The sequence below is a fragment of the Paenibacillus durus genome (genome assembly GCF_000756615.1).
Lineage (GTDB): Bacteria > Bacillota > Bacilli > Paenibacillales > Paenibacillaceae > Paenibacillus_AQ > Paenibacillus_AQ durus.
Window position 1 is genome coordinate 1,789,025 of record NZ_CP009288.1, and the last position, 25,792, is coordinate 1,814,816.

At 49.5% G+C, this 25,792-nt stretch carries 22 protein-coding genes and 1 riboswitch; of the genes, 16 read left to right on the plus strand and 6 right to left on the minus strand.

Annotated elements, in window-relative coordinates; translation table 11 throughout:
* Window positions 1–774 precede the first annotated feature (774 nt).
* The 4 genes from PDUR_RS08115 to PDUR_RS08130 are packed head-to-tail and all read right to left on the minus strand — an operon-like array spanning window position 775 to window position 4,317.
* On the minus strand, window positions 775–1,740 hold the full coding sequence (locus PDUR_RS08115; protein ID WP_042205830.1) for a glycosyltransferase: 966 nt from the start codon (window positions 1,738–1,740) through the stop codon (window positions 775–777).
* A gap of 50 nt (window positions 1,741–1,790) precedes the next feature.
* Window positions 1,791–2,300 (minus strand): PIG-L deacetylase family protein, encoded by a 510-nt coding sequence (locus PDUR_RS08120; RefSeq protein ID WP_052410123.1) that lies wholly within the window; start codon window positions 2,298–2,300, stop codon window positions 1,791–1,793.
* On the minus strand, window positions 2,300–3,619 hold the full coding sequence (locus PDUR_RS08125) for a glycosyltransferase (RefSeq protein ID WP_042205831.1): 1,320 nt from the start codon (window positions 3,617–3,619) through the stop codon (window positions 2,300–2,302). The genes PDUR_RS08120 and PDUR_RS08125 overlap by 1 nt, the downstream gene beginning before the upstream one ends.
* Window positions 3,620–3,633: 14 nt before the next feature.
* Window positions 3,634–4,317 carry a glycosyltransferase family 2 protein gene (locus tag PDUR_RS08130; RefSeq protein ID WP_042205832.1) on the minus strand — a complete coding sequence of 228 codons (684 nt, stop codon included), beginning with the start codon at window positions 4,315–4,317 and terminating at the stop codon, window positions 3,634–3,636.
* 176 nt (window positions 4,318–4,493) lie between these two features.
* On the opposite strand from PDUR_RS08130, the gene PDUR_RS08135 reads away from it, so the two are divergent.
* From PDUR_RS08135 to PDUR_RS08175, 9 genes are all read left to right on the plus strand, one after another.
* Window positions 4,494–5,957: a hypothetical protein gene (locus PDUR_RS08135; protein WP_042205833.1), complete on the plus strand. Its 1,464-nt coding sequence runs from the start codon at window positions 4,494–4,496 to the stop codon at window positions 5,955–5,957.
* Window positions 5,958–5,971: 14 nt separating this feature from the next.
* Entirely contained in the window at window positions 5,972–6,760 is a 789-nt protein-coding gene (locus PDUR_RS08140) for a HipA family kinase (protein WP_042205834.1), read from the plus strand.
* Window positions 6,761–6,779: 19 nt separating this feature from the next.
* Entirely contained in the window at window positions 6,780–7,763 is a 984-nt protein-coding gene (locus tag PDUR_RS08145) for a phosphotransferase (protein ID WP_052410124.1), read from the plus strand.
* A gap of 157 nt (window positions 7,764–7,920) precedes the next feature.
* Entirely contained in the window at window positions 7,921–9,003 is a 1,083-nt protein-coding gene (locus PDUR_RS08150) for a LacI family DNA-binding transcriptional regulator (protein ID WP_052410125.1), read from the plus strand.
* A 233-nt stretch (window positions 9,004–9,236) separates the two neighbouring features.
* Window positions 9,237–10,595 carry an extracellular solute-binding protein gene (locus PDUR_RS08155; protein ID WP_042205835.1) on the plus strand — a complete coding sequence of 453 codons (1,359 nt, stop codon included), beginning with the start codon at window positions 9,237–9,239 and terminating at the stop codon, window positions 10,593–10,595.
* A gap of 57 nt (window positions 10,596–10,652) precedes the next feature.
* The gene (locus PDUR_RS08160; RefSeq protein ID WP_169744899.1) at window positions 10,653–11,588 is read left to right on the plus strand and encodes a carbohydrate ABC transporter permease; all 936 of its coding nucleotides are present in this window, start codon (window positions 10,653–10,655) and stop codon (window positions 11,586–11,588) included.
* A gap of 4 nt (window positions 11,589–11,592) precedes the next feature.
* Complete coding sequence (locus tag PDUR_RS08165) at window positions 11,593–12,426, plus strand: carbohydrate ABC transporter permease (RefSeq protein ID WP_042205837.1); 834 nt, start codon at window positions 11,593–11,595, stop codon at window positions 12,424–12,426.
* A 35-nt stretch (window positions 12,427–12,461) separates the two neighbouring features.
* The gene (locus PDUR_RS08170; RefSeq protein ID WP_052410126.1) at window positions 12,462–13,271 is read left to right on the plus strand and encodes a carbon-nitrogen hydrolase family protein; all 810 of its coding nucleotides are present in this window, start codon (window positions 12,462–12,464) and stop codon (window positions 13,269–13,271) included.
* 34 nt (window positions 13,272–13,305) lie between these two features.
* A complete protein-coding gene (locus PDUR_RS08175; RefSeq protein ID WP_042205839.1) occupies window positions 13,306–15,279 on the plus strand; it encodes a glycoside hydrolase family 125 protein in 1,974 nt (657 codons plus the stop codon).
* Between the two features lie 147 nt (window positions 15,280–15,426).
* Here PDUR_RS08175 and PDUR_RS29330 read toward each other — a convergent pair whose 3' ends face one another.
* Entirely contained in the window at window positions 15,427–15,786 is a 360-nt protein-coding gene (locus tag PDUR_RS29330; RefSeq protein WP_042205840.1) for a hypothetical protein, read from the minus strand.
* A gap of 327 nt (window positions 15,787–16,113) precedes the next feature.
* On the opposite strand from PDUR_RS29330, the gene PDUR_RS08190 reads away from it, so the two are divergent.
* Genes PDUR_RS08190 through PDUR_RS08200 form a run of 3 tightly spaced genes read left to right on the plus strand, consistent with a single transcriptional unit; the run spans window position 16,114 to window position 18,555 of the window.
* The gene (locus PDUR_RS08190; protein ID WP_042205843.1) at window positions 16,114–16,647 is read left to right on the plus strand and encodes a DinB family protein; all 534 of its coding nucleotides are present in this window, start codon (window positions 16,114–16,116) and stop codon (window positions 16,645–16,647) included.
* An 18-nt stretch (window positions 16,648–16,665) separates the two neighbouring features.
* Window positions 16,666–17,568, plus strand: a complete 903-nt coding sequence (locus PDUR_RS08195; RefSeq protein ID WP_042205844.1) for an aldo/keto reductase — start codon at window positions 16,666–16,668, stop codon at window positions 17,566–17,568.
* A 21-nt stretch (window positions 17,569–17,589) separates the two neighbouring features.
* On the plus strand, window positions 17,590–18,555 hold the full coding sequence (locus PDUR_RS08200) for a 2-hydroxyacid dehydrogenase (protein ID WP_042205845.1): 966 nt from the start codon (window positions 17,590–17,592) through the stop codon (window positions 18,553–18,555).
* Between the two features lie 94 nt (window positions 18,556–18,649).
* Here the strand turns inward: PDUR_RS08200 and PDUR_RS08205 are convergent, their stop codons facing one another.
* On the minus strand, window positions 18,650–20,062 hold the full coding sequence (locus PDUR_RS08205; RefSeq protein ID WP_042205846.1) for an 8-oxoguanine deaminase: 1,413 nt from the start codon (window positions 20,060–20,062) through the stop codon (window positions 18,650–18,652).
* Window positions 20,063–20,116: 54 nt separating this feature from the next.
* Window positions 20,117–20,214, minus strand: a riboswitch (purine riboswitch).
* Between the two features lie 192 nt (window positions 20,215–20,406).
* Here PDUR_RS08205 and PDUR_RS08210 point away from each other — a divergent pair.
* From PDUR_RS08210 to PDUR_RS08225, 4 genes are read left to right on the plus strand one after another with little or no spacing between them, the layout of a single operon-like run.
* Window positions 20,407–21,873: a PTS mannitol transporter subunit IIBC gene (locus PDUR_RS08210; RefSeq protein WP_042205847.1), complete on the plus strand. Its 1,467-nt coding sequence runs from the start codon at window positions 20,407–20,409 to the stop codon at window positions 21,871–21,873.
* Window positions 21,874–21,893: 20 nt separating this feature from the next.
* The gene (locus PDUR_RS08215; protein WP_042205848.1) at window positions 21,894–23,969 is read left to right on the plus strand and encodes a BglG family transcription antiterminator; all 2,076 of its coding nucleotides are present in this window, start codon (window positions 21,894–21,896) and stop codon (window positions 23,967–23,969) included.
* A gap of 16 nt (window positions 23,970–23,985) precedes the next feature.
* Window positions 23,986–24,423 carry a PTS mannitol transporter subunit IIA gene (locus tag PDUR_RS08220; RefSeq protein WP_042205849.1) on the plus strand — a complete coding sequence of 146 codons (438 nt, stop codon included), beginning with the start codon at window positions 23,986–23,988 and terminating at the stop codon, window positions 24,421–24,423.
* Window positions 24,420–25,607 carry a mannitol-1-phosphate 5-dehydrogenase gene (locus tag PDUR_RS08225; RefSeq protein WP_042205850.1) on the plus strand — a complete coding sequence of 396 codons (1,188 nt, stop codon included), beginning with the start codon at window positions 24,420–24,422 and terminating at the stop codon, window positions 25,605–25,607. Before PDUR_RS08220 ends, PDUR_RS08225 begins: the two co-directional genes overlap by 4 nt.
* The last annotated feature ends 185 nt before the right edge of the window (window positions 25,608–25,792 follow it).

Sequence of the window (25,792 nt, forward strand, 5' to 3'; positions counted from 1 at the left end):
GTTTAAGCAATATTATGGTAAATCTTCAGTTTTCATTAAACCTGCGGTTATTATCTTGTATTTATGTTTTGTTTTGTTTAACAAATCCTACCTGCTTAATATGTATCTTGATATCCCTAATTTGATTAGTGGTAATTACCGCATGGTTGAGGGAAAACCAAGAAATATCAGTATCGAAGGCACTAAAATCCGTTCCCAATTTTTTGAAGTGAATAAAATTAAGTTTGATATTAAGACATATTTATATAACAAGCATATTAGGAGCTATGAGAGATATAAAATATTATATTTACAAAATAGTAAGTACATAATAAGAATTGAAAAAATATAGGGGTTCGTATTCAAATCGTGAACGGAGAGACCAATCTGCCTGCGGAGTACCACTACAAATGATGAACGCCTGCCATACAGTCCTTTCATTCAATGCACTTTTAATCGTATTCAAAAAAAGGTAGTGAGGAATCTTAAATAAGGAAAAGTGTTTTAGTACTATTATTCACTCTTTTAGCGATTGTGGTTACAGCGTGTGGAAATAAGCACTGGATCGATTCATGGAAGTGCTCAGGGGAGATATTACACCGTAGCGTTCTTAAAAGCTTCGCTTTCCGTAATCTCGGTGAAAAGATGCTCTTAAGTCCATAGTATAACGAATTCGCGAAGCCGGATAAGGATATACGGTCATCGGAACGATTTCCAGTTGGTGGCTATACTTTACAAAAACACCCGTTCCCCGGCCAAGTCCGGGAAACGGCCGCGTTGTTTTAGTTGTCTATTTTACAGATTATGACTGTGTCCAATAACCTTCTCGTAGATTTTCAAGTAACGCTCAGCCATCTTTTCTTTTGTAAATCGGCTAGCGACATACTGACGAAGCTGCTGGGGATGGACGGATGCATCACCCATAATCATCTTCGCCATATCCTCCGCGCTTTCACACAAGAATTGGGGAAATCCTGATAATACTTCCGGGACAGCCCCTCTTGGGAATGCGGCAACAGGCGTTCCGCAGGCCATCGCTTCAATCATCACCAGTCCAAATTGCTCTTCGCAAGCGGTCGGGAACATAAGCCATTTGGCATGCCGCAGTAATTCTTGCTTTTCCTTTCCATGGACTTCATTGACATATTCGATGTTAGGACTGTTATTAATTCGTGGAAGGATCTGATTAAACAGGTCTCCGTCCCAGGCGGGACCTGCTATGATCGTTCTTACACCTGTCATTTCGGCCACATCGATCGCAGTATGCACGCCTTTTTCCCAATCAATCCGTCCTAGAAACAGCACATAATCGTCTTTGCGCTCACTAAATTTATACTCGTTTAGGTCAATTCCATTGTGTACATAAAATCCTTTATACCGGTTAGGAGACTGTTTAAGCTTCGTACGGCTCACATATACAGGATGCTTTACCGGGAGATGAAGCGACCATTCCGTGTGAATCGTGGAGACCGTTGGAATGTTTAGGTCTTCCTGTCCAAACAGGAGATCATGGGTATGGTCGTGTATGATATCGGTATTGTCCGGAATCGTATCAAGAACGAAATCCTTGATGCTGTCCGTTTCATACCGGTGTCCGTACGGAATGACGACAGCACGGCTTCGGCTCGCTGCGAGAGCATACACATAGACTTCATGTCCCATATCGACAAGCGCATCCGATAAATTGTAAACGACCCTTTCGAGACCTCCGCTGCCGGGAAGAGGAATGATGTTCGGAGCGATCTGAACAATGATCACCATAAATCACCTCTGCTTAAAATCATGGAAGCTTAAGATTCCCATGGGTCAATCTAAATTAACCGCTCATTCACGATGAATGGCATCAGTTGTTCAATTACATACATTTGGCTTTTATAGTGCTGCAATAATTGGAGTTTCATCTGCAATATATGATATGGAAGCGGATCATCCGCTCTTTCAAATACATACAGATTATCTAAATCCATGCTGTGCAAAATACGGGACAACGACCGGTGCTGGCTATGCCCGTATTCCCCTTCCAGATTATGAGTGACAACTTTATGGAAATCTCCGGAATCTAATACGTCTCTTAAAGCGTCTCCCACTTCTTCTTCATCAAACTCTCCATTGTATTCGTCCGGGAAATCCCATATTTCGAACTCGGCGCCAACGAAATTCATTGCTTCCTGGAATTCCCTGGAACGAGTCTCGTTGCTTTCGTTGGTTAAGCAAATGACTTTCCAGCCTGACTCCTGGATTAAGGCTCCGCCTCCAAATATGCTTTCATCGTCAGGATGAGCGACGATCATTAGCTTATCTGCTTCCGAATAGGCTGACATCACTCCACCTCGTAGGGGGCATAACGGTCTTTTAGAATGTTGGTATATACGTTTATCAGCATATCTGTAGTACGGGTGAAGTTGAATTGTTCCTTTACCAGATTTCGGTTTACCCAGCCTGTTTCCATCTTTTCTTGAACCGGCATATCCAGCGCTCGCTTAATATCTGCTTTTAACTTCTCTACTGTCCAGCCTTCATCGGCATGATGGTCACCGAACCATGTCTCCCATGCTGCCCGGTAATTACCTGGATGCACCAGTCCGACAAAGCCCTTCACACCAACAGCGACCACAGGACGACAGCAGGCCAGAGCCTCTAGGGCGGCTCTCCCGGTGCCAACAAAGACATCGCAAATAGAATAATAGGAAGACATATTGAGAGTATTTCCCAGCAAATGAATGAATTTTCCATTCATTTCTTTATGGATCACATCAACCAGTGATTTAATACTCTCACTATGCCGCCCTTCGCCGGTCACGAGGATGTTCAGGTTAGGGTAGTGTTCAGCCTTTAACCGTCTGCAAGCTTCTATAATGTCTCTGCAAATGTCCGCTTTTTCCCAAGACAATCTGCCGGTGTACATAATAACGGGCGCGCCTTTTGGAATTCCCAGTTCTTCGCGCAAGTCACTCTGAATAAGGGAGCGGTAATTGAACTGTATGGTATCAATTCCGTTAGGAATCAATTGGACAGGCATCTCTTTTACCGGCAGTTGTTTCACTATGGATGGGCTAACGCAGACAACCGCCGCGCTGCTTTTGATCAGCTCGAATTCATGGAATGTAAATGGGAGTAACATGTGGAGCGTCCATAAGCGGGGGATGCACAATTGATCTGCGGCTTTTGCGGCAAAAGAACCGGAAGGGATTTGATGAATGTGAACGACTGTAATTCCTTCCGTATTCATGATTTGTTTTAATTGGGAGATAATCTTCTGCTCATCGGCATCATTAACTATATATTCGTTCGTAACGAAGTTAATCTCATATACGGGACAGCCTAATGCGGCGAATGCATCACACATTTCCCCGCGTTTCGCGGCTACAACGACGTGAATACCGTTTCTAAGCAATTCCCGTACGCATGTCAGAACGTGCGTTTCGGTTCCGCCGATGTTAAATTGGTCCAGCACCATTAAAATGCGCAGGTCTCTAACTGAATATCGCGATTCCATGCTGTAATTCGATTCATCTTTATTAAGCCAGACCACTTGCTTGGGCGGTTGGGTGTTCACGACGTATTGTACAATCGGCTTTTGGGTGTATATGCGTTTCTTAACCGTGCGTTTCTTGCTGCGATCCTCTACCTTTTTTTTCAATCTGATTCAGCTCCTTATTCTGGATAAAACTCACGGGACCGCTGGGCCGGATGAGAGCGGTAATAATACAGGGTCTCCCGCAGATTTTCTACCCGGATGCCATGATAAACGCACTTGGCAATAAACTCATAATCCTCGGCTCCATTCATGTTCCGGGAAAGTCCTCCCAAGCGATCGAATACACTGCCTCGAAACAAAATGGTCGGATGAGAAACGCAATGCTCTCCTATCGCATATCTCTTGGGAATATCCTCACCATAACTTAGCCAATTAGATGGGGTTTGTTTGAGAATGTCGCTTTCTTCAAAAGCCATATAGTTCGTGCCGACCAAGCCGATCTCCGGGTGGTTCATCAGAAACTCGACCTGCTTACGAATCCTTTCGGGATGGGAGTAGTCATCCGCATCGTGAATGGCGATATATTCTCCGCTTGCCATAAACAGCCCCGTAGTCAGAGAACCGGAGAATCCTACATTACGAGGCAGCTGAAGCAGTGTGAAGCGGGGGAATCGCCGGCGGGCCTGCCACAACTGGATACGATCGGCAGATCTATCCGTCGACGCATCATCTACAATGATGAATTCTATGTTTGGGTAGGTTTGCTCGTATAAATGATCCAGACAGTCCTCAATGTAAGATTCCGCGTTAAAGCACGGGATCACGATGCTTACAAGCTGGTCAATTCGTGCAAGCGGCACAGGTCAACCCCTCCATTCCAACAATCATGTCTGTTCACCATATGAACTAAAGAAAACATTTGAAAGGGGTAACTGTATATTTTCCTAAATTATATAAGGAAATATGTACCTACCCAATCAAAATTGGGGGTTAGAAATACAATAACAGCGGCACAACATAAGGAAGGTGATTTATCGTGACGGAAAGCAGTGATTACACTGAATATACGGACTATTCAGCGTATTCTGAGTACACGGACTATCCACGCAAAAAAATCTGTTTTGCCATATTGGTGCATAATCGAAGTGAAGTTCTCATCGATTTATTAGACAATATCCGCTGTTACTGTCCTAACAGTTCTGTCGTCTTGTACAACGGTGGAGATGACCCGGAATTATGCAAAGGTGTGGGATATCCGGTATGCCCAACCAGCAGAAAATTATATTACGGGGTAACCGCAATATATATGCTTGAAGTGATGGAGTGGCTCGAGGATATTGATTATTCCTACGATGTACTTATTAATCTGGATTCTGATGTTTTGTTTGCCAGAGAAGGCTTTGAGCAGTTCATTCTTAACGAGATGAAAGACAAGGAATACATGGGTGTCGGTACGAAAATACCGGATGATGATTTTTATTGCTTAGTACAACTTAGGCAGGAATTCAACCAATGGATCCCCCTGCTGGGAAACGAACCTTATAGGGAGTCCTTTAACGTAGGGCAGGTATACAGCAGGAAATTGGTCCTTCGCTTATTACATGATGACCAGTATGAATTGTTAAAAAGTAACCTCCGTGATACAAAGTCCTTCGGAGTAGATGAGATTGTCTTTGTCACGATGGTTGAACGGCTTGGCTATAAATTGCATGCTTACCGGGAGGATGTTGCATCAGCTATTCGTTATCGGCCGCATTTTCCATTGGATGAGATGGTCAGTCTTGTGAATTTTCAACTTGAATGCTCTCTCATTCATCCGGTCTTTCGGGAGCTTAAGGATGAAGCAAGAAGCTTTATCCGGGAGGCAATGAAACGGAAAATTCAGCTCAGTCCCGACTATCAAGAACGATTTATGGAAGAGTATCTCGGCGAAATGCCTTATCTTATTCGCAGAAGCAAGTATTATGGCAAAAAAATAGAATGGCTTGCCGCCTCAGAGGATAAAGGGCTGCTTTACTGGAGGGAAAATCAATCAGGCAGAACTAAAGATATCTTGTTTGGCCCCTATGCATTCGGAAGCGAAAAGATTGAAGGATTAACAGCGCTTGAAAGCAGATTCGGCAATCTTGAAGCGGTATGCCGAACCGGCAACAGGCTTGTGCATTATTGGAGAGATGAGCATACCGGGGAATGGTCGCCATCTGAACCATTTGCGGAAGGTGTCACGGGAATGCCCGCTTTTCTGGAGAGCAGCTACGGAAATTTCGAGGTGGTTGCCCCGCTTAAGGAGGGGGGGCTGGGTCATTGGTGGAGAAACAACGACGATCCCATGCTTCCATGGTTTGGCCCGATCGTATTCGGTACAGAGCAGTATGACGAAGTGATTTTAGTAGAGAACAATGAGAAACAATTGACAGCAATTTCATGTAAAGAAGGCAAGTATCAATACTACGTTAGGGACGACCACAACAGCTGGGTGTGGTATGGACCTTACGATTAAGAGGTTGAGGACCGATGAGCATCCTGGCTGTGCAATACATTAGACCAATGGATGATGGATGGACACTCCCGCATCTGTTCAAATGCGAGGACGGTCAAACCTATGTTGTTAAATTCATTAATAATCGTTCCGGTTCTGGTATATTAGCGAACGAGCTGATTGCTTATCGTCTGGGGAAATGGCTTGGATTGCCGATTCCACCCTATCGCATTATTCAGATAACACGGGATATTGTGGATATGTTCCCTGTTTTGAAAAGCATGGATATCCCTGCAGGCCTGCACCTTGGCAGCTTATATTTCGAACAAGGGACGACCTTGCTGGGAGAATTCAATTTGGCATTATGCAAAAATTTTCATCATGCAGCCGGGATGATTGTATTTGATCATTGGATTAATAATTGGGACCGGCATACCGCAGAGTCCAATCTTTTATATATACCGGATGAGCGGAAAATTCAACTGATTGATCACTCGGATGCTTTTTTCGGACCGTATTGGGATAAAGAAGAATTTATGGAAGACAGTGATAGAATGGATGTGTTCTGGGGTCCTTTATATGAAAGATTTGTTCCTTTTATCGACGGCCCGGACCCGTTCGGTCATTATGTTTCGTTAGTCGAACAGGTAAGCGAGAAAACGGTGATTCAAGCGGTACAGGGGCTTCCAAAACAGTGGAATATCTCCCGGGAAGATGTGACTGGGCTGATTGATTTTTTAATGTGCAGGAAGAACCTCGTTCGGGGTGCTTTGGAGGAATTAAGAGACTATTTTCCGATCTGGAATAACGCGCCTCAATATTAGCCTGACGAGGTGATTCTTTATGTTTCACCAGTTGCTGCAAGCCGCTTCAGAACAATATGGGATCGCATTCTGCGAATTTGAAATTCTTCATAAAACGGGGCGGACGCTGGTCCTGGCTGTGAAGTCCCTGCAGGGTGATTATGTTCTGAAAAGTATATTTACTAGTGAAAAACGCCTGCAATTTATCTTGGAAGCCGAACACTTTCTGCGGCTGCAGGGAATTCATATCCCCGAGATTCTTCCTACTCTCGCAGGTACGCGTTATTTTCTGTGGGAAGGGGACCGGTATGTCCTGCAAGAAAAATTGCGGGGTGTTCCGTTTCCTCCGACGACAATAGAGGCCTTGACCCGCAGGGCGGCCCTTCTGGGGAAAATGCATTCCTCTTCGCTAGGCTTCCTTTCGAAACATGGACCATACGGTTCTGAGGAAAGGCTGTGGCTAAGTACTTATCTAAGGGAACTATCCTCTTTGAAGGATTGGGTTCACTGGTACCAAAACTCTAGAGCATCCAAAAAAAAGATGATCCTGTCCTATACCGATTTTTTTCAGCAGGCAGGACAGGAGTTGGTTGAACGGCTTGAGCGGCATGCCTTTTTTAAAAGCTGGATCGATACTCCTCTTCACAAGCATTTTTTGTGTCACGGCGACTTTCATAGCGATAATATCCTGACGGTGGGATCAAGTCTCTACGTTATCGACTTTGAATTCATCCGATATGACTATCCTTCCAAAGATATAGCCCGTTTTCTGCAAGGTATGATGAACCGGCGAAAAGGTTGGGACCCTGTCTGGTTTGATCATCTTCTGAATTCTTATCTCCGGGAAAATCCGCTCCGTGATGACCAACTGGATCTAATGTTTTTGGACTTGGCTTTTCCTCATAGCTTTTACCGCTTTGTAGATAAAGGCGGATACAGGAATATGTCCTTGGATCATGTGACAGCTTATTTACAAAGAGAGTATGACAAAACCGTGTATTTCCTGCAGCACACCAAACGTTAGTCTGAGCAGTAGAGGGAGAGGAAAGTGCAGCTTGTCATTGGCAGGCTGTTTTTTCGCTGTTTTCCAGATGTATAATTGAAATACGATATCCGGACTAATATCAATGTCAAATATAATAACATTAAAATAAAAAAACATTGCAAGTCCTTTGTTATGAATGTATTATGAATATATAAAAATTATCGAAAACGTTTTAGATAATGTGGGGTGCGTTATTATAGTTAACATAAGAGATATCGCTAAAGCGGCTGGAGTTTCCGTATCTACCGTTTCCAAAGCATTGAACGGCTATTCGGATGTAAAGAGCAAGACAAGGGAGATGATCCTCGATGTCGCGAGAGAAATGGATTATTTGCCCAATGTAATGGCTAGGGGGCTGATCACGAAGAAATCGAATACGATTGGAATCTTTTTCGGGGACAGGCAGAACTCGGGGTTCGACAATCCGTTCTTCAGTGAGCTGATCCGTTCGATCAAGGATGTGGCCGGTGCGGAGGGGTACGATATTCTCATCTTCGCCAATCAGAAGCGAACTACGTCCAGTTATAAGACCATATGCTATGAAAAAGGTGTCGACGGCGTCATCCTGATTCTCACCGGCGACCAGCGTACGGATGAAAACATCCGGGAACTGCATGAGAGTCTGCCGACCGTTTATATCGACAGCGTATCCTATCAATACACCAATGTTAACTTCGTTGAAACGGAAAATGTGAATGCCTCGTTCCAGGCGGTAGAACATCTGATTCAGCTGGGTCATACGAGAATTTTGAAGATGGCAGGAGACCAGGTGGCCAAGGCGTCATACGACCGGATCGAAGGTTACAAGCAGGCACTGAATAAGCATGGGCTTAAAGTAGATAACGATTTGATCCTATACGGGGAGTTCTCCAGGGACAAAGCCTATCAGTTAATCAAACGTTTCTTCTCAAAACCTTCCGGGGTCACGGCCGTATTCGCATCCAGCGATATGATGGCTTTCGGAATCATTGATGCTCTGAAGGATTTAGGGTTCAGGGTTCCTGAAGATATTGCAGTCATCGGCTTTGACGATATAGACGAATCCAAAGACTATCAGCCTCCATTGACAACCGTCCACCAACAGCGATTTACAATGGGGGAAACGGCGGCAAAAATGCTTCTTCAGCTGATCGACAGCCAAGACGGAATTACCCGGCATGCCACGATTCCAGCGAGACTTGTGATCAGAGAAAGCAGCGGAACGAAACGAGAGGGCTAACGCCTTCGTTTCAAATTTTATCTAAAACGTTTTAGGAAATGGGTGGACCGAATAAGGAGCTTTCCAGGTGAACACTCCGCTTTTTATTCGTTCACATATAAGAGAGCAGATGGAGCAGGTGATTATTTGAGAAACAAGGGGTGTGATGCAGTAGAAAAATCCGATAGCTTTACCTTTTTTTCGGAAAACGTTTTAGAAAAATACACTGGCAAATCTAAGGAGGAGAGAATACCATGCAAAAATTGAAGGTATTGGTGCTGGTTTTCGTAATGGCAGTCATGGCGATCTTGGCAGGATGCGGAGGAGAAAGCTCCGGTTCCGGCACTTCCCAGAATAGTCAGGGTGGAAATAGCGCAGGTGCATCTTCCGCTGAACCGACTGAATTAATCGTCATTAACCAGGACCGCTGGGCTCCTTATGTGGAAAAGGCGGTGAAAATCTGGAACGAACAACATCCTGATAAGCAAGTGAAGCTCAATCAGCTTGTCCTCGGCTACCCGCAATTGCGCCAAAAGATTACAACCGCAGCTGCAGCCGGACAAGCTCCCGACTTCTCCCTGATCGACTCGGTGTGGGTGGCGGAGTTTGCGGACGCCGGATACCTTAAACCGCTCGATTCGATCGATCCCGACTGGGTGGAGAATGATTTTAAGAAAGACTTCTATCCGGTATTCGTTGGCGGTGACTCTTATGAAGGGAAGCCTTATGCCATCCGTTCCCAAACGGATATGGCTCTTATCTGGTTCCGCAAGGATTGGTTCAGCCAAGAAGGCATTCAACCGCCGAAGACCTGGGACGAATTGATGTCTGCGGCCAAGCATTTTTCCCAGAAGGACGTTCAGGCCAAATACGGGAACTCTCAAGGCATCGCCTTTCCAGGCGGTCTGAAAGCCGGAGAAACGACGACAAGTCTGTTAATGCCGTTCTTCTGGTCCAGCGGCGCGGATGTCTTCAAGGATGGGAAAGTGGTATTAGACAGTCCGGAGTCGAAGGCGGCGGTCCAATTCCTGACTGATCTTGTTAATGAAAAGGCATCTACCAAGGAAGTGATTTCCTATGAATGGGATCGGGCCACGAAATTGCTGGCAACAGGAAAAGTGGCTTTGTCCGTAGGGGGCAGCTATGAATACGCGATGATCAAGAACACGACCGGGTGGAGCGATGCCGAAATGAAAGAAAAGCTTGGTTTCGTGCCTATTCCGGCCGGCGGCAGCGGGAAAGTTGCCACATCTGCGGGCGGGATGGACTATGTCATTTATGAACAGGCCAAGCAGCCAGAACTCGCCATGGAGATTTTGAAAATTGTAACCGGCCCTGAACTGATGAAGGAGTTCGTAGTGGACACGGCACAGAATTCTCCGCGGATTTCGGTAACCGAAGGTCTGGACAAAGACAAGGACTGGTTCCTCGCTGAAACGGGCAAGTTCCTGTATGACGCGAATGTCCGTCCGGTGATTCCTGAATATGCAAAGGTATCGGAACAAATTCAGAAGATGATTGAGAGCGCGGTATCCGGCAAAACGCCTGCCGATCAAGCGGTAACGGAAGCGGCTAAGGCGATCAGCGATGTTACAGGACTTCCTCAGCAATAACTTACAGTAAGGGGGATGTTTCCATCCCCTATTCTTTTTAAAAAGGTGGTGGCGCATGTGGGACAATCGCTGATCACAGCGATCCGGGATAATACCGGTTCATCCAAATCCAGATTGAGCAAGAAATGGGCCAAATCCATCCCCTTCTTGCTGATGCTTCCCGCACTTGCGGTGATGGGACTGTTCGCTTTGTTTCCGGTCATCAACGCATTTCGGCTCAGTTTATACGATAAGCAGCTTCTGAATCCGGGGGAAACATTTGTCGGGCTGGATCATTATTCCCAGCTGTTTGCAAACGGAGAATTTATCAATGCCCTGAAGGTCTCCGTCATCTATGTGGCCGGTTCGGTCGCACTGCAATTTCTCGTGGGGCTTGTGCTGGCTGCTCTGCTCTCCGCTCAGGGCGTCAAGGGAAAAAGATTTTTTCGGACGGCGTTTATTGTTCCCTACACGCTTTCCGAATTGGTTGTATCGCTAATCTGGCTGCAGATGCTGGATACCGAGTTCGGGATTATCAATTATTTCGCCACTCTGCTTGGCGCCGATCCCCAGAACTGGCTCTTTGACTTCGCGCTTCCTGCCGTTATTGTAGCGAATGTCTGGTGGGGAAGCACCTTCTCCCTGCTGATGCTGGAATCGGCGATGCAGGGTATTCCCAAGGAACTTTATGAAGCGGCGGAAGTGGACGGCTGTACATCCTGGGGCAAATTTGTTCATATCACGCTGCCATCCATACGCTATGTGTCGCTTTTGAACATGATCATGATTACCTTGTACACCATCAACTCCTTTGGCATTATTTTTGTCCTTACGGCGGGCGGCCCGCTTGGCAGTACGGATGTGATCGGAATGTTCATGTGGCGCAGCGCCTTCCAATTCATGGACCTCGGGCTGGGTGCAACCATTTCTACCTTGATCTTTGTTGTCAATATCCTGATTACTCTGGTGTATATCCGGTTGTTCGGCTTGAACACGCTGAAGGAAGGTGCGTAACAAGATGACGAACCGAAAGAAATCACTTGGAATCTATCTTTTGATGAGCGCCGCGGCTGTCGCCATTGCCTTTCCTGTTCTTTGGATGTTCATCATGTCCGTCAAGCCGACTGATGAGCTGTACCAGTTTCCTCCCACGATCTGGCCGGATAAATGGGAATTCGGCAACTATACAAAAGCGTTATTTGAAGCGGGTATCGATAATGGATTGATCAACAGCCTGATTTTAGCCGTAGGCACGCTGGCTCTAAGTGTCACATTGAGCTTTCCGGCCGCTTACGCACTCGCGAAATACGAATTTAAAGGGAAAACCATTCTTTTGCTGGCCATCCTGGCCACCCAACTGATTCCCGGTATGGCGGCGATTGTCCCTTTATTCGATATTTTGCAGCGAATGCATCTGGTGAATACTTACACCGGCTTGATTCTCATTTATACCGCAAGAACGCTGCCACTGAACATTTGGATTTTAAAAGGTTTTTTTCAGTCCATTCCGAACGAATTAATCGAATCGTCGATGGTGGACGGCAGCTCGAAAATCGCTTCCCTCTATCGTGTCGCACTGCCGCTGGCTCTGCCTGGCATCGGGGCTGCTGCCATGTTTACGTTTATGCAGACCTGGATCGACTTCATCCTGCCGTTAACGATGCTGTTTAATGAGGACAAGTTTCCATTCAGCGTTATGCTGTACAAGTTTGTCGGCGATCCGATCATGGGGACCAATTACGGCGTCCTGTTCGCCGCTGCCGCTCTCGGCACCATACCGACTTTACTGATCTTTGCTCTGCTTCAGCGCTTCTTCGTTCAGGGGCTTACAGCCGGGGGCGTTAAAGGCTAATCATGTGAAATTGTGAAAATGACGGAGGAATGAATATGACGGAGCTGACAATCGCGATTGGACAGATGGACAGCAAAATTATGGACAAGGAATATAATCTGCACAAAGCGGAAGCTTTACTGGATCAGACAAGGGGGAAAGCGGACGTTATTTGTTACCCGGAGCTTTTTACGACCGGCTACAATTTCGGTTTGATCGGAGATGCTTTCTATGAACTGGCGGAAACGATTCCGGGTCCGACCGTCGAACGTTTGGCGAAAAAAGCGGGAACCTATGGGACAGCCATTATCGGGACGATCGTGGAAAAGGACGGGAACCAGGACGGCGTGCTTTATGATACAACTTTTGTCATCAATGAAAAGGGCGAGTATGTCGGGAAGTATCGAAAAGCGCACCTGTATCCGACAGAGCATCAATATTTCCGCAGCGGTTCGGATTTTCCTATATTTGAGATTTGGGGGGTAAAAGCAGGCATAGCCATCTGCTATGATCATGCATTCGGAGAAATGTTCCGGGTGTTGGCCTTGAAAGGAGCACAGGTTATCTTTATCCCTTCCGTCATTCCGAAAGACTTCGAGTACCTGCTGGATTTGCGAACGAGAGCCCGTGCCCAGGACAATCAAATCTTCACGGTAGCCGTTAACCGGGTAGGCTCGGAAGCAGGTATTGTCTATTGCGGAAACAGCAAGATCGTCAATCCGCGGGGCGACGTGATTTGCGAAGCCGGCGATGAGGAAGAAGTAGCGACAGCCACGATTGATCTTTGCGAAATCGCAAGAGAGCGGAAGCAGGAAATGAGCCTCCGCAGTAGAAGACCGGAGCTGTATGGATCATTGACACATTAGGCCAAATAGAATGCGGTAAACTGGAGGAATTCCTTTGTCTTTTTTCTCTTTTGAGTTCATGCGTTTACCTGATGCATTAAACCGCAAGCCTCTGGATGTGGGGTGCGGCCCGCTTTCTGCCAGCATCGGAGAGGATGGTTATATCCGCTCTATCAATCACTTTCATTCGCGCCACGGATTCATTACGCTGGAACCAACAGAACCATTTCCAAACGATAAATGGTACGACAGTGAATACGTTCGTCATTACCGCAGACGTCTAATAGATCAGCGGCCTGCCTCGGAGGGAGCCGCCGGATTCGGGATACAACCGAAGGGCACGGAGTGGAAAAGAGAGTTTTTTTGGGTCCGGAATCATTTCCCGCTCATCCGGTACCATAAGCCAAACATTGAAATCCATGCGGTGTATATCCCTATTCATCATGATGGGATGAGCGGCATGACCCAGCAGCTTACGGTCACCAATTGCGGAGAACAACCGGAGTCCATTCCTTTAGCGGTTGGCGGCACTTTCAGCCTTCACCGGTGCAGCTACGGGCAATTGACGGAAGGCGGTCCGATCCCCATTCCGAGGGCGGATCTTGCTTTTACTGCATCTAACAACCGCCTGACAATTACCAATCGGAATCTTCCGGCTGAGGCGAGCCTGTATTTCTTTAACGGAGAAGACCCGCTGGAATTGCAGCCGATGGAGAAATTGGCGAACCGCCCGGCAACTTATATATACGATACAGAATTGTTTTTAAACAGCGGGGAAAGCCGCGAGCTTACAATGCTTTGCCTGATATCAGAGGAAGCAGGAGATCCGGCAGATTTCAGCTTTGACGAACTTCAGGCTTGGATGAAGAGGGCATGGGAAGAGACGCCAAGGCTGACAACGGACGGCCGTTTGGGTGCGGAGAAGCCCATCATTCACAGGAATATCGACTACATTCTGTCCTGCTGCTCCGTCCCGGTCGATGAAGAGGCTGTGTGCATCATTACCGATCATCAGCTTCTGCCTTTGTCGTGGAATCGGGATTCCTATTATATGATGAGGCTGCTGCTTGATTCGGAGCAGTACGCACACTGTCTGTACGAGGCATCCTACATTCCCGCATTCAACAATCAGGTACAGCGAACCGTCAAGGGCCATCTATTGTGGATGTTCGAACAAGCCGTTCGTCCGAACCGTTATTGGGGCCGCGCCTACCTGACTAACGGATTTTGCAAGGATGATGTATTCCAACTGGATCAACAGTGCTATCCGCTGCTTCAGCTTTGCGAATATTACGACAGGTTCGGGGATCACCAAACGGTTGTAAGACTAATGCCCAAGATTCACGAAATACTGGATATGATCATGGAATACAAGGATAGGGAACGATGGCTTTTTCAAACGGGTGAAACTCCGGCGGATGACGAAGTCGCGTACCCTTATCATTTCTCCAGCCAGGTATTGGTTTGGCATACGCTCACATCGCTGGCCAAGCTGAATGAAACCTTTTCTTTTACGAATCTCGAATTGCTGGAAATGGCCCGGCTCGTCAAAAACGATATCCTGGATTGCTTTGTTACGCCGCATGGTGACGGGGAACTGTTTGCCTATCTTTCTGACTTGAAGGGAAGCTTTCAGCTTTATCATGATGCGAACGATCTTCCGACGGTCTATGCTCCTATCTGGGGGTTCTGTAATTCGAATGACCTGAGATGGATAAATACGATGGAGTTTGCTTTTTCGGAGGAGAATAAAGGAGGCTTTTACGACGGGGAATACGGCGGACTCGGTTCTGTTCACACCCCTCACCCTTGGCCATTGGGAGACGGGCAGGAGCTTCTGTACAGCTTGCAGATCGGGGACGATAGGCGTCAGCAACAGGTTCGGCGCAAATTGGCGGGGACCGTCCAGTGGGACGGACTTTTTCCCGAGGCGGTAAACGAGCATACTGGAGATGTTGAATCAAGGCATTGGTTTTCATGGCCGGGTGCATTTATATCTTCTGTATTCGTTCATTCCCTTAGCGAGTGAAAATCTGCTGACTCAGAATCCCTAAAATTAGAAACCGGGGAAGTTCGGGCCATTATAACCTCATCATTTAAATTCGAATATAAACATAAAGCGGCTGTGTTTCCCGAGGAAACAAGCCGTTTTTTTGTCTTGATTGACGCGGCAAGCTCAGTCTCCGCCCCCACCGCCGCCGCAGTCTCCTCCGCCTCCGGGATCTCCGTCAAAGCTGTGTCCGCCGTGGGAATGGCCGCCAAAGCCGCCGAAATCATGCGAGCCTCCGTGATGTCCATGATGCTGGCCGCCGCCTTCGCAATCGGAACCGCCGTGATGGTGATGATTACGTCCATTGGGATGGGAATCACTGTCGGAACTGCCGGTAAGATCGGGGTTGGACAGCATAAACAGGGAAGAATTATAGTCGGTGTTGTTCCGGGTTTTACCAGGAGGCTTACCATATCCATCTCTTCGGATAATGCCGCTTACCAGCACAAAAGCCAAAACTACAATAAATATAAGGCCAATGCTCATGAAAGGTATTCTCTCCTAACTGTATTGAAATAACTAAATTATACCAGTGATGAATGGAGATAGAAAGCCCCAAGCTTCTCAACGCTCTGCGTTGAAATGGATAAAGCGCAGCCGGGAAAGCATGCAGTGTGAGATCTGGGATAGCAAAGAACGTGTCTTGTCAGCTATGACGTTGCAAAAGACGGCTTCTATAGCCGATTTCTGTACGGCTAAACCGTGTCGGCGGGAAGCGAGAAGGTTAATATTAGGAGCCTTCGCCTGGTTTGGCGGTCCTTCGGGGAAATATGATATGCTTGCCATAGTCTATACGAAGCTGGAGGGATGATAATGATTGAACTGGCAAAAGACGCACTGGATTATATGAACAGTCAGCTAAATAACATCGAAACAAGCCTGCTGCTCCTGTCGGATGAGCAAATTTGGACGAAAATGAATCCTGGGATGAACAGCATCGGCAATTACTGCCTGCACCTTGCGGGCAACGAATATCAGTATTTCGTAACGGGTGTTGGCGGCAGGCCGCTCATTCGGGAGCGCTCCAAGGAATTTACCGCAGAGGGTGGTTTATCACGGGAAGAGCTCATTGCCAAGCTCAAAGAAGTGAGAAGCCAATCGGAAGCGATTCTCTCCTCCTTATCGGAGCAGGACTTGAACCGTGAGGTTACCGTTCCTTATGATCTTGGGGACTGGAACCGGATGAAGGGCGGTCAGGCTTCCGAAGGCGACGCCAAGGACGTCAACAGCATTCGTACTCTTCTACTGAGGATATCGGCGCATTACGGCTATCATACCGGACAGATTGTTTTATTGGCCAAAATTTTGTCCCGGACGGAGAAGCATATATCGGGGAAATATCATTAAGGAAAGAGGCGCATACCGATGAACAACTCCGTTAATGAAGCGAGCAGAGTCGAAATCGAAGAGGCCAATTCCCGCAGCCGTATTGCTCTGCCGGATGGAGCTCTTGTACCCAGAATCGGACAGGGAACCTGGAATATCGGCAACGATGCTTCCCGCAGGAGTGAGGAGGTGGAGGCGCTCAGGCTGGGTATCGAGCTCGGGATGAGCATGATCGACACCGCAGAGATGTATGGGGAAGGACGGTCCGAGACGGTGGTGGGAGAAGCGGTGCAAGGCATACGGGACAAGGTCTTTCTTATATCCAAGGTATACCCGCATAACGCCGGCCTAAAGCGGATCGCTAAGAGCTGCGAGGACAGCCTAAAGCGTCTGCGGACCGACCGCCTGGACTTGTATTTGCTGCACTGGAGAGGCAGCGTTCCGCTGGAAGAAACGGTAGAAGGCATGGAGCAGCTGGTGCAGCAGGGGAAAATTACAAGATGGGGCGTATCCAATTTCGATACGGACGATATGGAAGAGTTGTTCCAGCTTGCCCGGGGAACGCACTGCGCTACGAACCAGGTGCTGTACCATTTGGGATCGCGCGGAATTGAGTTCGATCTGCTCCCCTGGCAGCGTAAGCGGCAAATGCCGATTATGGCGTATTCGCCGCTTGCCCAGGCAGGGGCGCTGCGGAAGGGTCTTATTCAGAATGAAGCAGTAAAGGAAATTGCCGCGGCATACGGTGCCTCTCCTCTGCAGGTTCTCCTCGCCTGGTGCATACGGGCAGGGGATATCATTGCGATTCCCAAAGCTTCATCCCGGGAACATGTGCTGCAGAATAAGGCGGCAGGATTGATCACTCTGAGCGGGAAAGAGCTGCGGCTGCTCGATGAGGCGTTACCCGAACCGGCCCGGAAAATGCCGCTCGACATCATTTAAACTACACGGAGGAATGGATCGATGAAACCAAAAGCGATTGTATACAGCAAACTGCCCGAAGAAGTATTGGAATACGTTAAGGGGCACTGTGACGCGTCATGTTTCGATGCCCCTGACAGCTCTCCTGGTTCCCCATTCGCGGAGGCGCTCAAAGAAGCGGAGGGACTGCTCGGCGCCGGACTAAAGGTGGATGCGGCATTGTTGGACCGTGCCTCTCGGTTGAAGGTGGTGAGCAATATTTCCGTCGGATACGATAATTTGAATATTCCTGAAATCAGCCGCCGCGGAATAATGGCGACCAACACACCGGGAGTACTTAATGATACGGTGGCCGATACCATCTTCGGCCTGCTGGTGGCAACGGCGCGCCGGATGCCGGAGCTGGATCGGTATGTCCGGAACGGGCAGTGGAAGGATTCAAGAGATGATGTCCAGTTTGGCCTTGATGTGCATCATAAGAAGCTCGGTATTATCGGACTTGGCGGCATCGGAGAGAAGATCGTTCAGCGCGCCCGGTTCGGATTCGATATGGATATTATTTATCACAACCGTTCGCGTAATCCCAAGCTGGAGGAACAATATGGTGCAGCTTACCGCACACTCGACGAGCTGCTGGCGGAAGCGGATTTTGTGTGCCTCATGACGCCGCTGACGCCGGAGACCCGGGGGATGATCGGCGAGCGCGAATTTAAGCTGATGAAGAAGACCGCTATTTTCGTCAACGGATCAAGAGGGGCCACAGTCGATGAAGAAGCATTGATCGAAGCGCTGCGCAGCGGAACAATCTGGGCGGCAGGCCTGGATGTGTACGTACAGGAGCCGCTGCCGGAGAATCATCCGCTCCTTTCGCTGGATAATGCCGTTCTCCTGCCGCATATCGGTTCGGCTACACGGGAGACTAGGCTGGAAATGGCCTGGACGGCGGCGAGAAATTTGGTGGCGGGACTTATAGGCAAGACGCCTCCAAATCTGATTCAGGCAAAATAGAAAAGAGCAGACGCGGGGGCTGTCCCAAAAGTAGCGATGAATCTACTTAAGGGGCAGCCTTCTTTGTATAAATGGAGGAAGTGTAAGGCATAGGCTAGACGCGCCCGCGATGCCTGAGATAATTGACCCCGGTGCGTCTCGATGCCGCCTGAACCATCCGGAGAGCCGCGGCCCCCGCGGCTTCCGCGATCCGTTCTTCCTCGATATTAACGAGACGTCCGTCTTTCACGACAATCCGCCCGCCGACGACCGTCATGTCCACGTTCTGGCTGATGCCTGTTACGACGGGCAGGGCCGTGTCGTTGAACAAAGCGCCGGCATACTCCAGCCTGCGCGAGTCGATCATGAACAGATCTCCCGCTTTGCCGACCTCCAAAGAGCCGATCGCATCCTCCCAGCCGAGCACTCTCGACGATCCGACCGTACCGAGCCATAAGCTTTCTTCAGCCGTAGGGCCTGCGCTTCCGGCGGTCAGCTTGTGCAGCAGGTAGGCTTGACGCGCTTCCCCAAGCAGATTGGACGCGTCGTTGGATGCCGAACCGTCTACGCCAAGTCCGACATGAACGCCCGCCTGCAGCATGCTCCGCACGGGGAACACTCCTGAAGACAGCTTCATGTTGCTGCTCGGACAATGGGCGACCCCGCAGCCGCAGGCGCCCATTCTGTGTATTTCATCGCCGCTAAAATGGATGCCGTGCGCATACCACACATCGCGGCCGATCCACCCCGTCTTCTCCATGTATTCCAGCGGACGAAGTCCGAGCTTCGCCAGACAGAAGTCTTCCTCATCCTTCGTCTCAGCCAGGTGGGTATGCATCCGAACGCCGTAGCTGCGCGCCAAACGGGCGGATTCCCGCAGAAGATCCTCGGACACCGAAAAAGGCGAGCAGGGCGCGACGCCAATACGAACCATGGCAAACTTGGAGGCGTCATGATAGGTTTCAATAACCCGGCGGGTATCCTTCAGAATGACCTCGGCCGACTGCGTCACCTCATCCGGCGGAAGCCCTCCTTGCGATCTGCCGAGATTCATGGAGCCTCGCGTCGGGTAAAAACGGATGCCAAGCTCCCCTGCGGCGCGGATTTCTTCATCGATCAGCTCGCCGCTGACCCCGTCCGGAAAACAGTAAAAGTGATCGGAAGCGGTCGTGCAGCCGGTCTTGAGCAGTTCGCTGAGTCCTACCATAGCGCTTAAGTATACATCCTCCGGCCGCATATGGCGCCAAATCTCGTACAGCGTCAGCAGCCAGTCAAACAGCTCGCAGTCCTGAGCCCACGGGATGTTCCGGGTGAAGGTCTGATATAAATGATGATGGGTGTTGATCAGTCCCGGATAAACGATCTTTCCGGCCGCGTCAATGACGGTGTCGGCGTCCTCATAGGGGATGTTAGTCCCGATGGCTTTGATTTCCTGATCTTCGATGAACAGGCTTCCTCCCGGGTGACAGCGGCGCTCCGCGTCCATGGTGATAATATTGCGAGCATTCTTGATCAGCAGTGTGCTCATGCTATACCTCCCTTGTTGATGTGGAATGCAAAAAATCCCAACCGCGAGCGCAATATCGTGGAATATTGCGTTCGTAGTTAGGATTTTACGGACCCCAGTAGAGCCCCCGAACCGATTATCAGGGTTATACGAACAACCTGTGAAGTTGTTATTAGTATAAGTAGAACCTCAAATAGATGTCAACAGCACTGCTCTTAAATGTTGTCAACAACGTTCATGCCGAAACCATGTTTACAATTTGGTGACAAAGAAAGCGCTTCGATTTATGATGAATTCATAGGAAATGACTTTCCTTCAAGCCTATTGAAAGGCTTTACATTCTATTAATTTAGGGGGAAAAATACATGGCTACACTGGCAACAAAGCAAACGGCACCCGGCGGTGTCCGGGTGAAGGTACAGCAGCTCGGCCGTCTGTTAAGCGGCATGGTAATGCCCAATATCGGCGCATTTATCGCTTGGGGATTGATCACCGCTTTATTCATTCCGACAGGGTGGGCGCCTAACGAACACTTGGCCAAACTGGTAGGACCGGTCATTACTTATCTGCTGCCGCTTCTGATTGGTTATACGGGCGGAACAATGGTTCACGGCAAGCGCGGCGGGGTGATCGGCGCCTTGGTCACAATGGGCGTAATCATCGGCTCGGATATTCCGATGTTCCTTGGCGCGATGCTTGTCGGCCCCTTGGCCGGCTGGGTGCTGAAATGGTTTGACCGGACGGTGGACGGCAAGATTAAAGCGGGCTTTGAAATGCTTGTCAACAACTTCTCGCTCGGTATCATCGGCGGCGCTTTGGCTCTGGGAGCCTACACAGGCATCGGACCTTTTATTCAAGGACTGACGAATATCCTGTCCAGCGGCGTACAATTTCTGGTCAACAACCACCTGCTGCCGCTTGTCAACATTATCATTGAGCCGGCCAAGGTGCTGTTTCTGAACAATGCGATCAACCACGGGATCTTAAGCCCGATTGCCGTTCAGCAGGCGGCCAGCACAGGCAAGTCGATTCTGTTCATGCTTGAGTCGAACCCGGGTCCCGGTCTTGGCATTCTGCTGGCTTACTGGCTTGCAGGCAAGGGTTCAGCCAAAACTTCCGCTCCCGGCGCTATCATCATTCACTTTCTGGGAGGTATTCATGAAATTTATTTCCCGTACATTCTGATGAATCCGCGTCTGATTCTGGCGGTTATCGGCGGCGGTGTGACAGGAACCTTCACCTTCCAGCTTCTTGGAGCAGGCTTGTCGGCTTCCCCTTCCCCGGGCAGTATCTTTGCCTATATCGCCATGACGCCTAAGAGCGGATACCTTCCGATGTTTGCCGGCGTCATCGCCGCGACAGCCGTCTCCTTCTTTATTGCCTCGGTGCTGCTGAAGACCGTTAAGGAGAGTAAAGAGGAAATGGATCTGGAAGAAGCATCGACCAAATTAAAAGGGATGAAAACGGCAGGCGCAGCGCCTCAAATCGCAACCGCTCAAACCGTTACAGCTCAAAATGCAATCGTTTCCAGTACATCCGGGAACGTCCGCAGCAAGGGCGAAGTACAAAAAATCGTGTTCGCCTGCGACGCAGGCATGGGTTCCAGCGCCATGGGCGCCTCCGTCTTGAGAAAAAAATTGCAAAATGCCGGTGTTCAGGTGACGGTAGTCAATTCACCGGTTAGTGAAATTCCGGCCGATGCCGACATTGTGGTTACGCAAAAGACACTGACGGACCGGGCAATCGCGAGCAATCCGAAGGCCGAGCATATTTCAATTGATAATTTCCTGAAGAGTCCAAAATATGACGAACTGGTAGAACGCTTGAGTTAAGGTTTTTCAGGAGGGTTTCTATGTTAAGGAAGATTACCGCCAGGCAGCGGCAGATGATTCAACTGCTTCTCGACAATCGCGAGGAAATAACCGCTGCAGAAATCGCCGGGAATATCGGTGTTAGCGTGCGAACCGTCCACCGGGAGATGGAGGATACCGAACATATCCTTCAGGATTTCGGGCTGACATTAAGCCGCAAATCCGGCAAGGGTATCCAAATGAATGGACCGGAAACCGGACTTGGGCAGCTCAGGCACTTTTTGCGGGCGGAAAAACCGGCGGAATATTCTGGAGAGGAACGAAAAATATTCGAGCTGTGCTCGCTGATTGAGACGGAAGAGCCGCTAAAGCTGTTCGCCTTGGCACACACCTTGAAAGTAACGGTAGCTACCGTCAGCAACGATCTGGATGAACTGGAGCCGTGGGTACGCAAATTTGGACTTCAGCTCGTTCGCAGAAGGGGATATGGCGTCGAAATCACCGGCGCCGAAGCCGACAAGCGGCGCGCACTCTGCAGGCTGGCAGCCGAGCATCTGGATCAGTCGGACCTGGTCGGCCGGGGGCCTCAACCCGAAGGAGAGGGAAGTCCGGTCTTCCGGAAGCTGCTCGCCGCTGTCGGACAGAGCAGACTGCTGAACGTGGAGAATCTCCTGTGGGACATGGAATGGAACTGGACGGCCGAGCTGCCTGAAAGTGTCTACATGGAACTGCTGCTCGGCCTGTCCGTCGCCGTAAGGCGCTGGGAAATCGGAATGGTCATTCACGATTCCGAGGAAAAGGCCTATCCGCGAATATCCGATCACCAGAATATTTCCGGCGCGGAACAGTTCGTCAAGCAGCTTAAGAATGAGATGAACCTTTCGCTTCCGACATCGGAGACTTTATACATCGCCGAATGGTTTGACAGGGCGCAGGAGTCCAGCGGGCATGATGATTTTGTGCATGGGGACATCGGACTGATGGGGCTGGTATACCGTCTGACGGAGCAGGTCGTCAAGCGAACCGGATTTCCGTTCCAAAGCGACCGTATTTTGAGGGAAGGTCTTCTTGAGCATGTGGAGCAGGCGCTTAGACGAATCCGCGAGGGCACCCGCATCCGCAATCCGCTGCTCGGACCGATCCGCAAGGATTATCAGTACTTGTTCCGCATGATCCGGGATGCGGTGGAGGAATTGAAGCTGGATCTGGCCGTACCCGACGAGGAGATTGCCTTCCTGGTCATGCATTTTGGAGCCTCTACGGAGCGGCTGAGCCAGCTGAGGCGTAATGTGCGGGCGATTCTCGTCTGTGCCAGCGGTCTAAGCTCATCCCGTCTGCTCGGGGAGCGGCTTAGAAAGGAAATGCCCCAGCTTGAAATATTGGGCAATGTCTCCTGGTACGAGGCAGCCCGGATGCCGGAAGAAGACTACGACCTGATCATATCGACAATCGATCTTCCAATGGAAAAAGACCAATATATCCGAATAAGCCCGCTGCTGACGGCGGAAGAGACCGACAAGCTTCTGCGCTACATCCAGAACAAGGCGCCGGCGGAAGATGGAAGCGCTTCTGCCGGAGAAGAAGACCAGCCGGTGACAGGGGAATCGGTTATAGGCAGATTAAGGAGCTACAAAGGGCTGCTCGATGAAATCGATGGTTTGGTCGAACGCTTCCGCTACTATTCACTAAGCAATGAAGGGATGGATCTGGAGAATACCATCGGCGCGATGTTGGATAAGCTGCGCGGCAGCGGCGTAACCGATGATCCCAAGACGCTGCAAAATCGGCTGCTGGAACGGGAAAAAATGGCCAGCCAGGTTATACCGGATACCCGTCTTGCGCTGTTCCATACCCGCAGCAGCCACGTGCTTATGTCCTCGCTGACGCTCTACCGGCTCCAGTCGCCGCTTATTCTGGACGGAAATACCGAGGTGACAACGATTCTGCTGATGCTTGCCCCGAAGGTGCTTTCGAAGGAAAGCTTGGAAGTGCTTAGCGAGATCAGCGCGATGCTTCTGGATACGGATTTGATGCGTTTGCTGGAGGAGAGGCCGGAGCAGGAGATCCGAACCTATTTGTCCGCCGAGCTTCTGCGTTTTTTCGAAAATAAAAGATGAGAGAGGGAGAAACCTAATGACCATTTTGTCAGAAAATAAAATTATGATGAACGCCGCCGCCAAAGACAAGTACGAGGCAATTGCAATCGCCGGCCAACTGCTGGTGGAGGGGGGGCATGTCACAAAGGATTATATTCCGAAGATGCTGGAGCGGGAAGAGGTCGTATCCACATACATGGGAGGCGGACTCGCCATACCCCACGGAACAAAGGATGCGAAACCGTATATCAACTCCACGGGGCTGTCCATCGCCCGGTTTCCGGAAGGCGTTGACTTCGGAGGTGACGAGCCGGCGTTTGTGGTGATCGGTATAGCAGCCGCAGGAGAAGAGCATATGGAAGTCCTCACTAATGTGGCGATGATCTTCACTGAGGACGACGCGATCGAACGGATTATGAACGCCGCAAGCCCCTTGGATATCATCGGGATTTTTGAGGGAGGTGTACAGGTATGAAGGCAGTTCATTTTGGAGCCGGCAATATCGGAAGAGGCTTCATCGGTCTGCTGCTGTCGCAATCAGACTATGAAGTGACCTTTGTGGACGTGAACGAAGCAATGGTTCGTGAGCTGCGGGAACGCGGCGAATATACCGTTACACTGGCGAGCGAAGGACGGGAAACGGTAACGGTGAACAATGTAACTGCGCTCAGCAGCGCCTCCCAGGAAGAGGAGGTGATGCTGGCTGTCGCCAATGCACATCTTATAACAACGGCAGTAGGTGTTTCTATTCTGAAGCATATCGCGGGTGTCATCGCCCGGGGTGTGGCCCTTCGGGTGGCGGAGTCATCCGAACCGCTGCATATCATCGCCTGCGAGAATGCGATAGGCGGCAGCGCACAGCTTAAAGAGCTTGTCTACGCCAGACTTGACGAGGAAACGCGAAGCAAGGCTGACCAAATGATCGCTTTTCCGAACGCCGCAGTGGACCGAATCGTACCCATTCAGCAGCATAGGGATATTCTGAAAGTAGTCGTGGAGCCGTTTCATGAATGGGTCGTGGATTCCTCACAAATGATTCCGGGCTATAAGCGGATTAAGGGAGTCCATTACGTCGACAATCTGGAGCCATACATCGAGCGCAAGCTGTTCACGGTGAATACCGGACATTGCTCGGCGGCCTATCTCGGCTATCTTCGCGGTTGGGAAACGATCCAGCAGGCGATGGGGGATGAAGAGCTTACCGCTTCTGTGCGGGAAGTGCTCGAAGAGACCGGGGAATTATTGGTGCAAAAGCACGGCTTCGACCGTAAAGAGCATGGCAAATATATCGATAAAATTCTGGAACGTTTCCGAAATCCGGCACTGACTGATGAAGTGTCCCGCGTCGGGCGTTCTCCAATCCGTAAGCTTTCACCGGGCGACCGTCTCGTCTCACCTGCGATGCAGGCTTATGAGAGGGGCCTTAGCTTCTCGGCGCTGGCAAGGTCGATGGCGGGAGCGCTGATGTTCGATGTGATGGAAGATCCCGAAGCTGCCGAGCTTCAGGCTTCCGTGGCCAAAGCGGGAGCCCGGGCGTCGCTGGCTAAGTATACAGGCATTCAGCCAGGTCATAAGATTCATGAATCGATCCTGAAACATTACGATGAATTAAAGCGTGTTAACGAATTGAAGCTGCTAGATCTATTGAAGCAAGCCTAGCTCCAAAAGCTGCTGACAGGGTATTAAACAGGGTGCAGATGGGCAACTTCGCGGCATAATATATGATAAAATCATCATATGAAAAATTCATAATAATAAATGATATTAAAATTTCTGCCTTGATTGTGCGCTATGCAAGCCGACGAAAACACGCTATGCAAGCCGACGAAAAAAAGGGGGTGTCC

Bases quoted from the DNA above. Each gene is read 5' to 3' on its own strand.
- PDUR_RS08120 (WP_052410123.1), bottom strand. From the start codon at position 2,300: ATGTCAGCCTATTCGGAAGCAGATAAGCTAATGATCGTCGCTCATCCT.
- PDUR_RS29330 (WP_042205840.1), bottom strand. From the start codon at position 15,786: ATGAGCATTGGCCTTATATTTATTGTAGTTTTGGCTTTTGTGCTGGTA.
- PDUR_RS08205 (WP_042205846.1), bottom strand. From the start codon at position 20,062: ATGAGCACACTGCTGATCAAGAATGCTCGCAATATTATCACCATGGAC.
- PDUR_RS08215 (WP_042205848.1), top strand. From the start codon at position 21,894: ATGTTAAGGAAGATTACCGCCAGGCAGCGGCAGATGATTCAACTGCTT.
- PDUR_RS08225 (WP_042205850.1), top strand. From the start codon at position 24,420: ATGAAGGCAGTTCATTTTGGAGCCGGCAATATCGGAAGAGGCTTCATC.
- PDUR_RS08195 (WP_042205844.1), top strand. From the start codon at position 16,666: ATGAACAACTCCGTTAATGAAGCGAGCAGAGTCGAAATCGAAGAGGCC.
- PDUR_RS08170 (WP_052410126.1), top strand. From the start codon at position 12,462: ATGACGGAGCTGACAATCGCGATTGGACAGATGGACAGCAAAATTATG.
- PDUR_RS08145 (WP_052410124.1), top strand. From the start codon at position 6,780: ATGTTTCACCAGTTGCTGCAAGCCGCTTCAGAACAATATGGGATCGCA.
- PDUR_RS08140 (WP_042205834.1), top strand. From the start codon at position 5,972: ATGAGCATCCTGGCTGTGCAATACATTAGACCAATGGATGATGGATGG.
- PDUR_RS08115 (WP_042205830.1), bottom strand. From the start codon at position 1,740: ATGGTGATCATTGTTCAGATCGCTCCGAACATCATTCCTCTTCCCGGC.
- PDUR_RS08150 (WP_052410125.1), top strand. From the start codon at position 7,921: ATGTATTATGAATATATAAAAATTATCGAAAACGTTTTAGATAATGTG.
- PDUR_RS08200 (WP_042205845.1), top strand. From the start codon at position 17,590: ATGAAACCAAAAGCGATTGTATACAGCAAACTGCCCGAAGAAGTATTG.
- PDUR_RS08165 (WP_042205837.1), top strand. From the start codon at position 11,593: ATGACGAACCGAAAGAAATCACTTGGAATCTATCTTTTGATGAGCGCC.
- PDUR_RS08220 (WP_042205849.1), top strand. From the start codon at position 23,986: ATGACCATTTTGTCAGAAAATAAAATTATGATGAACGCCGCCGCCAAA.
- PDUR_RS08190 (WP_042205843.1), top strand. From the start codon at position 16,114: ATGATTGAACTGGCAAAAGACGCACTGGATTATATGAACAGTCAGCTA.
- PDUR_RS08210 (WP_042205847.1), top strand. From the start codon at position 20,407: ATGGCTACACTGGCAACAAAGCAAACGGCACCCGGCGGTGTCCGGGTG.
- PDUR_RS08155 (WP_042205835.1), top strand. From the start codon at position 9,237: ATGCAAAAATTGAAGGTATTGGTGCTGGTTTTCGTAATGGCAGTCATG.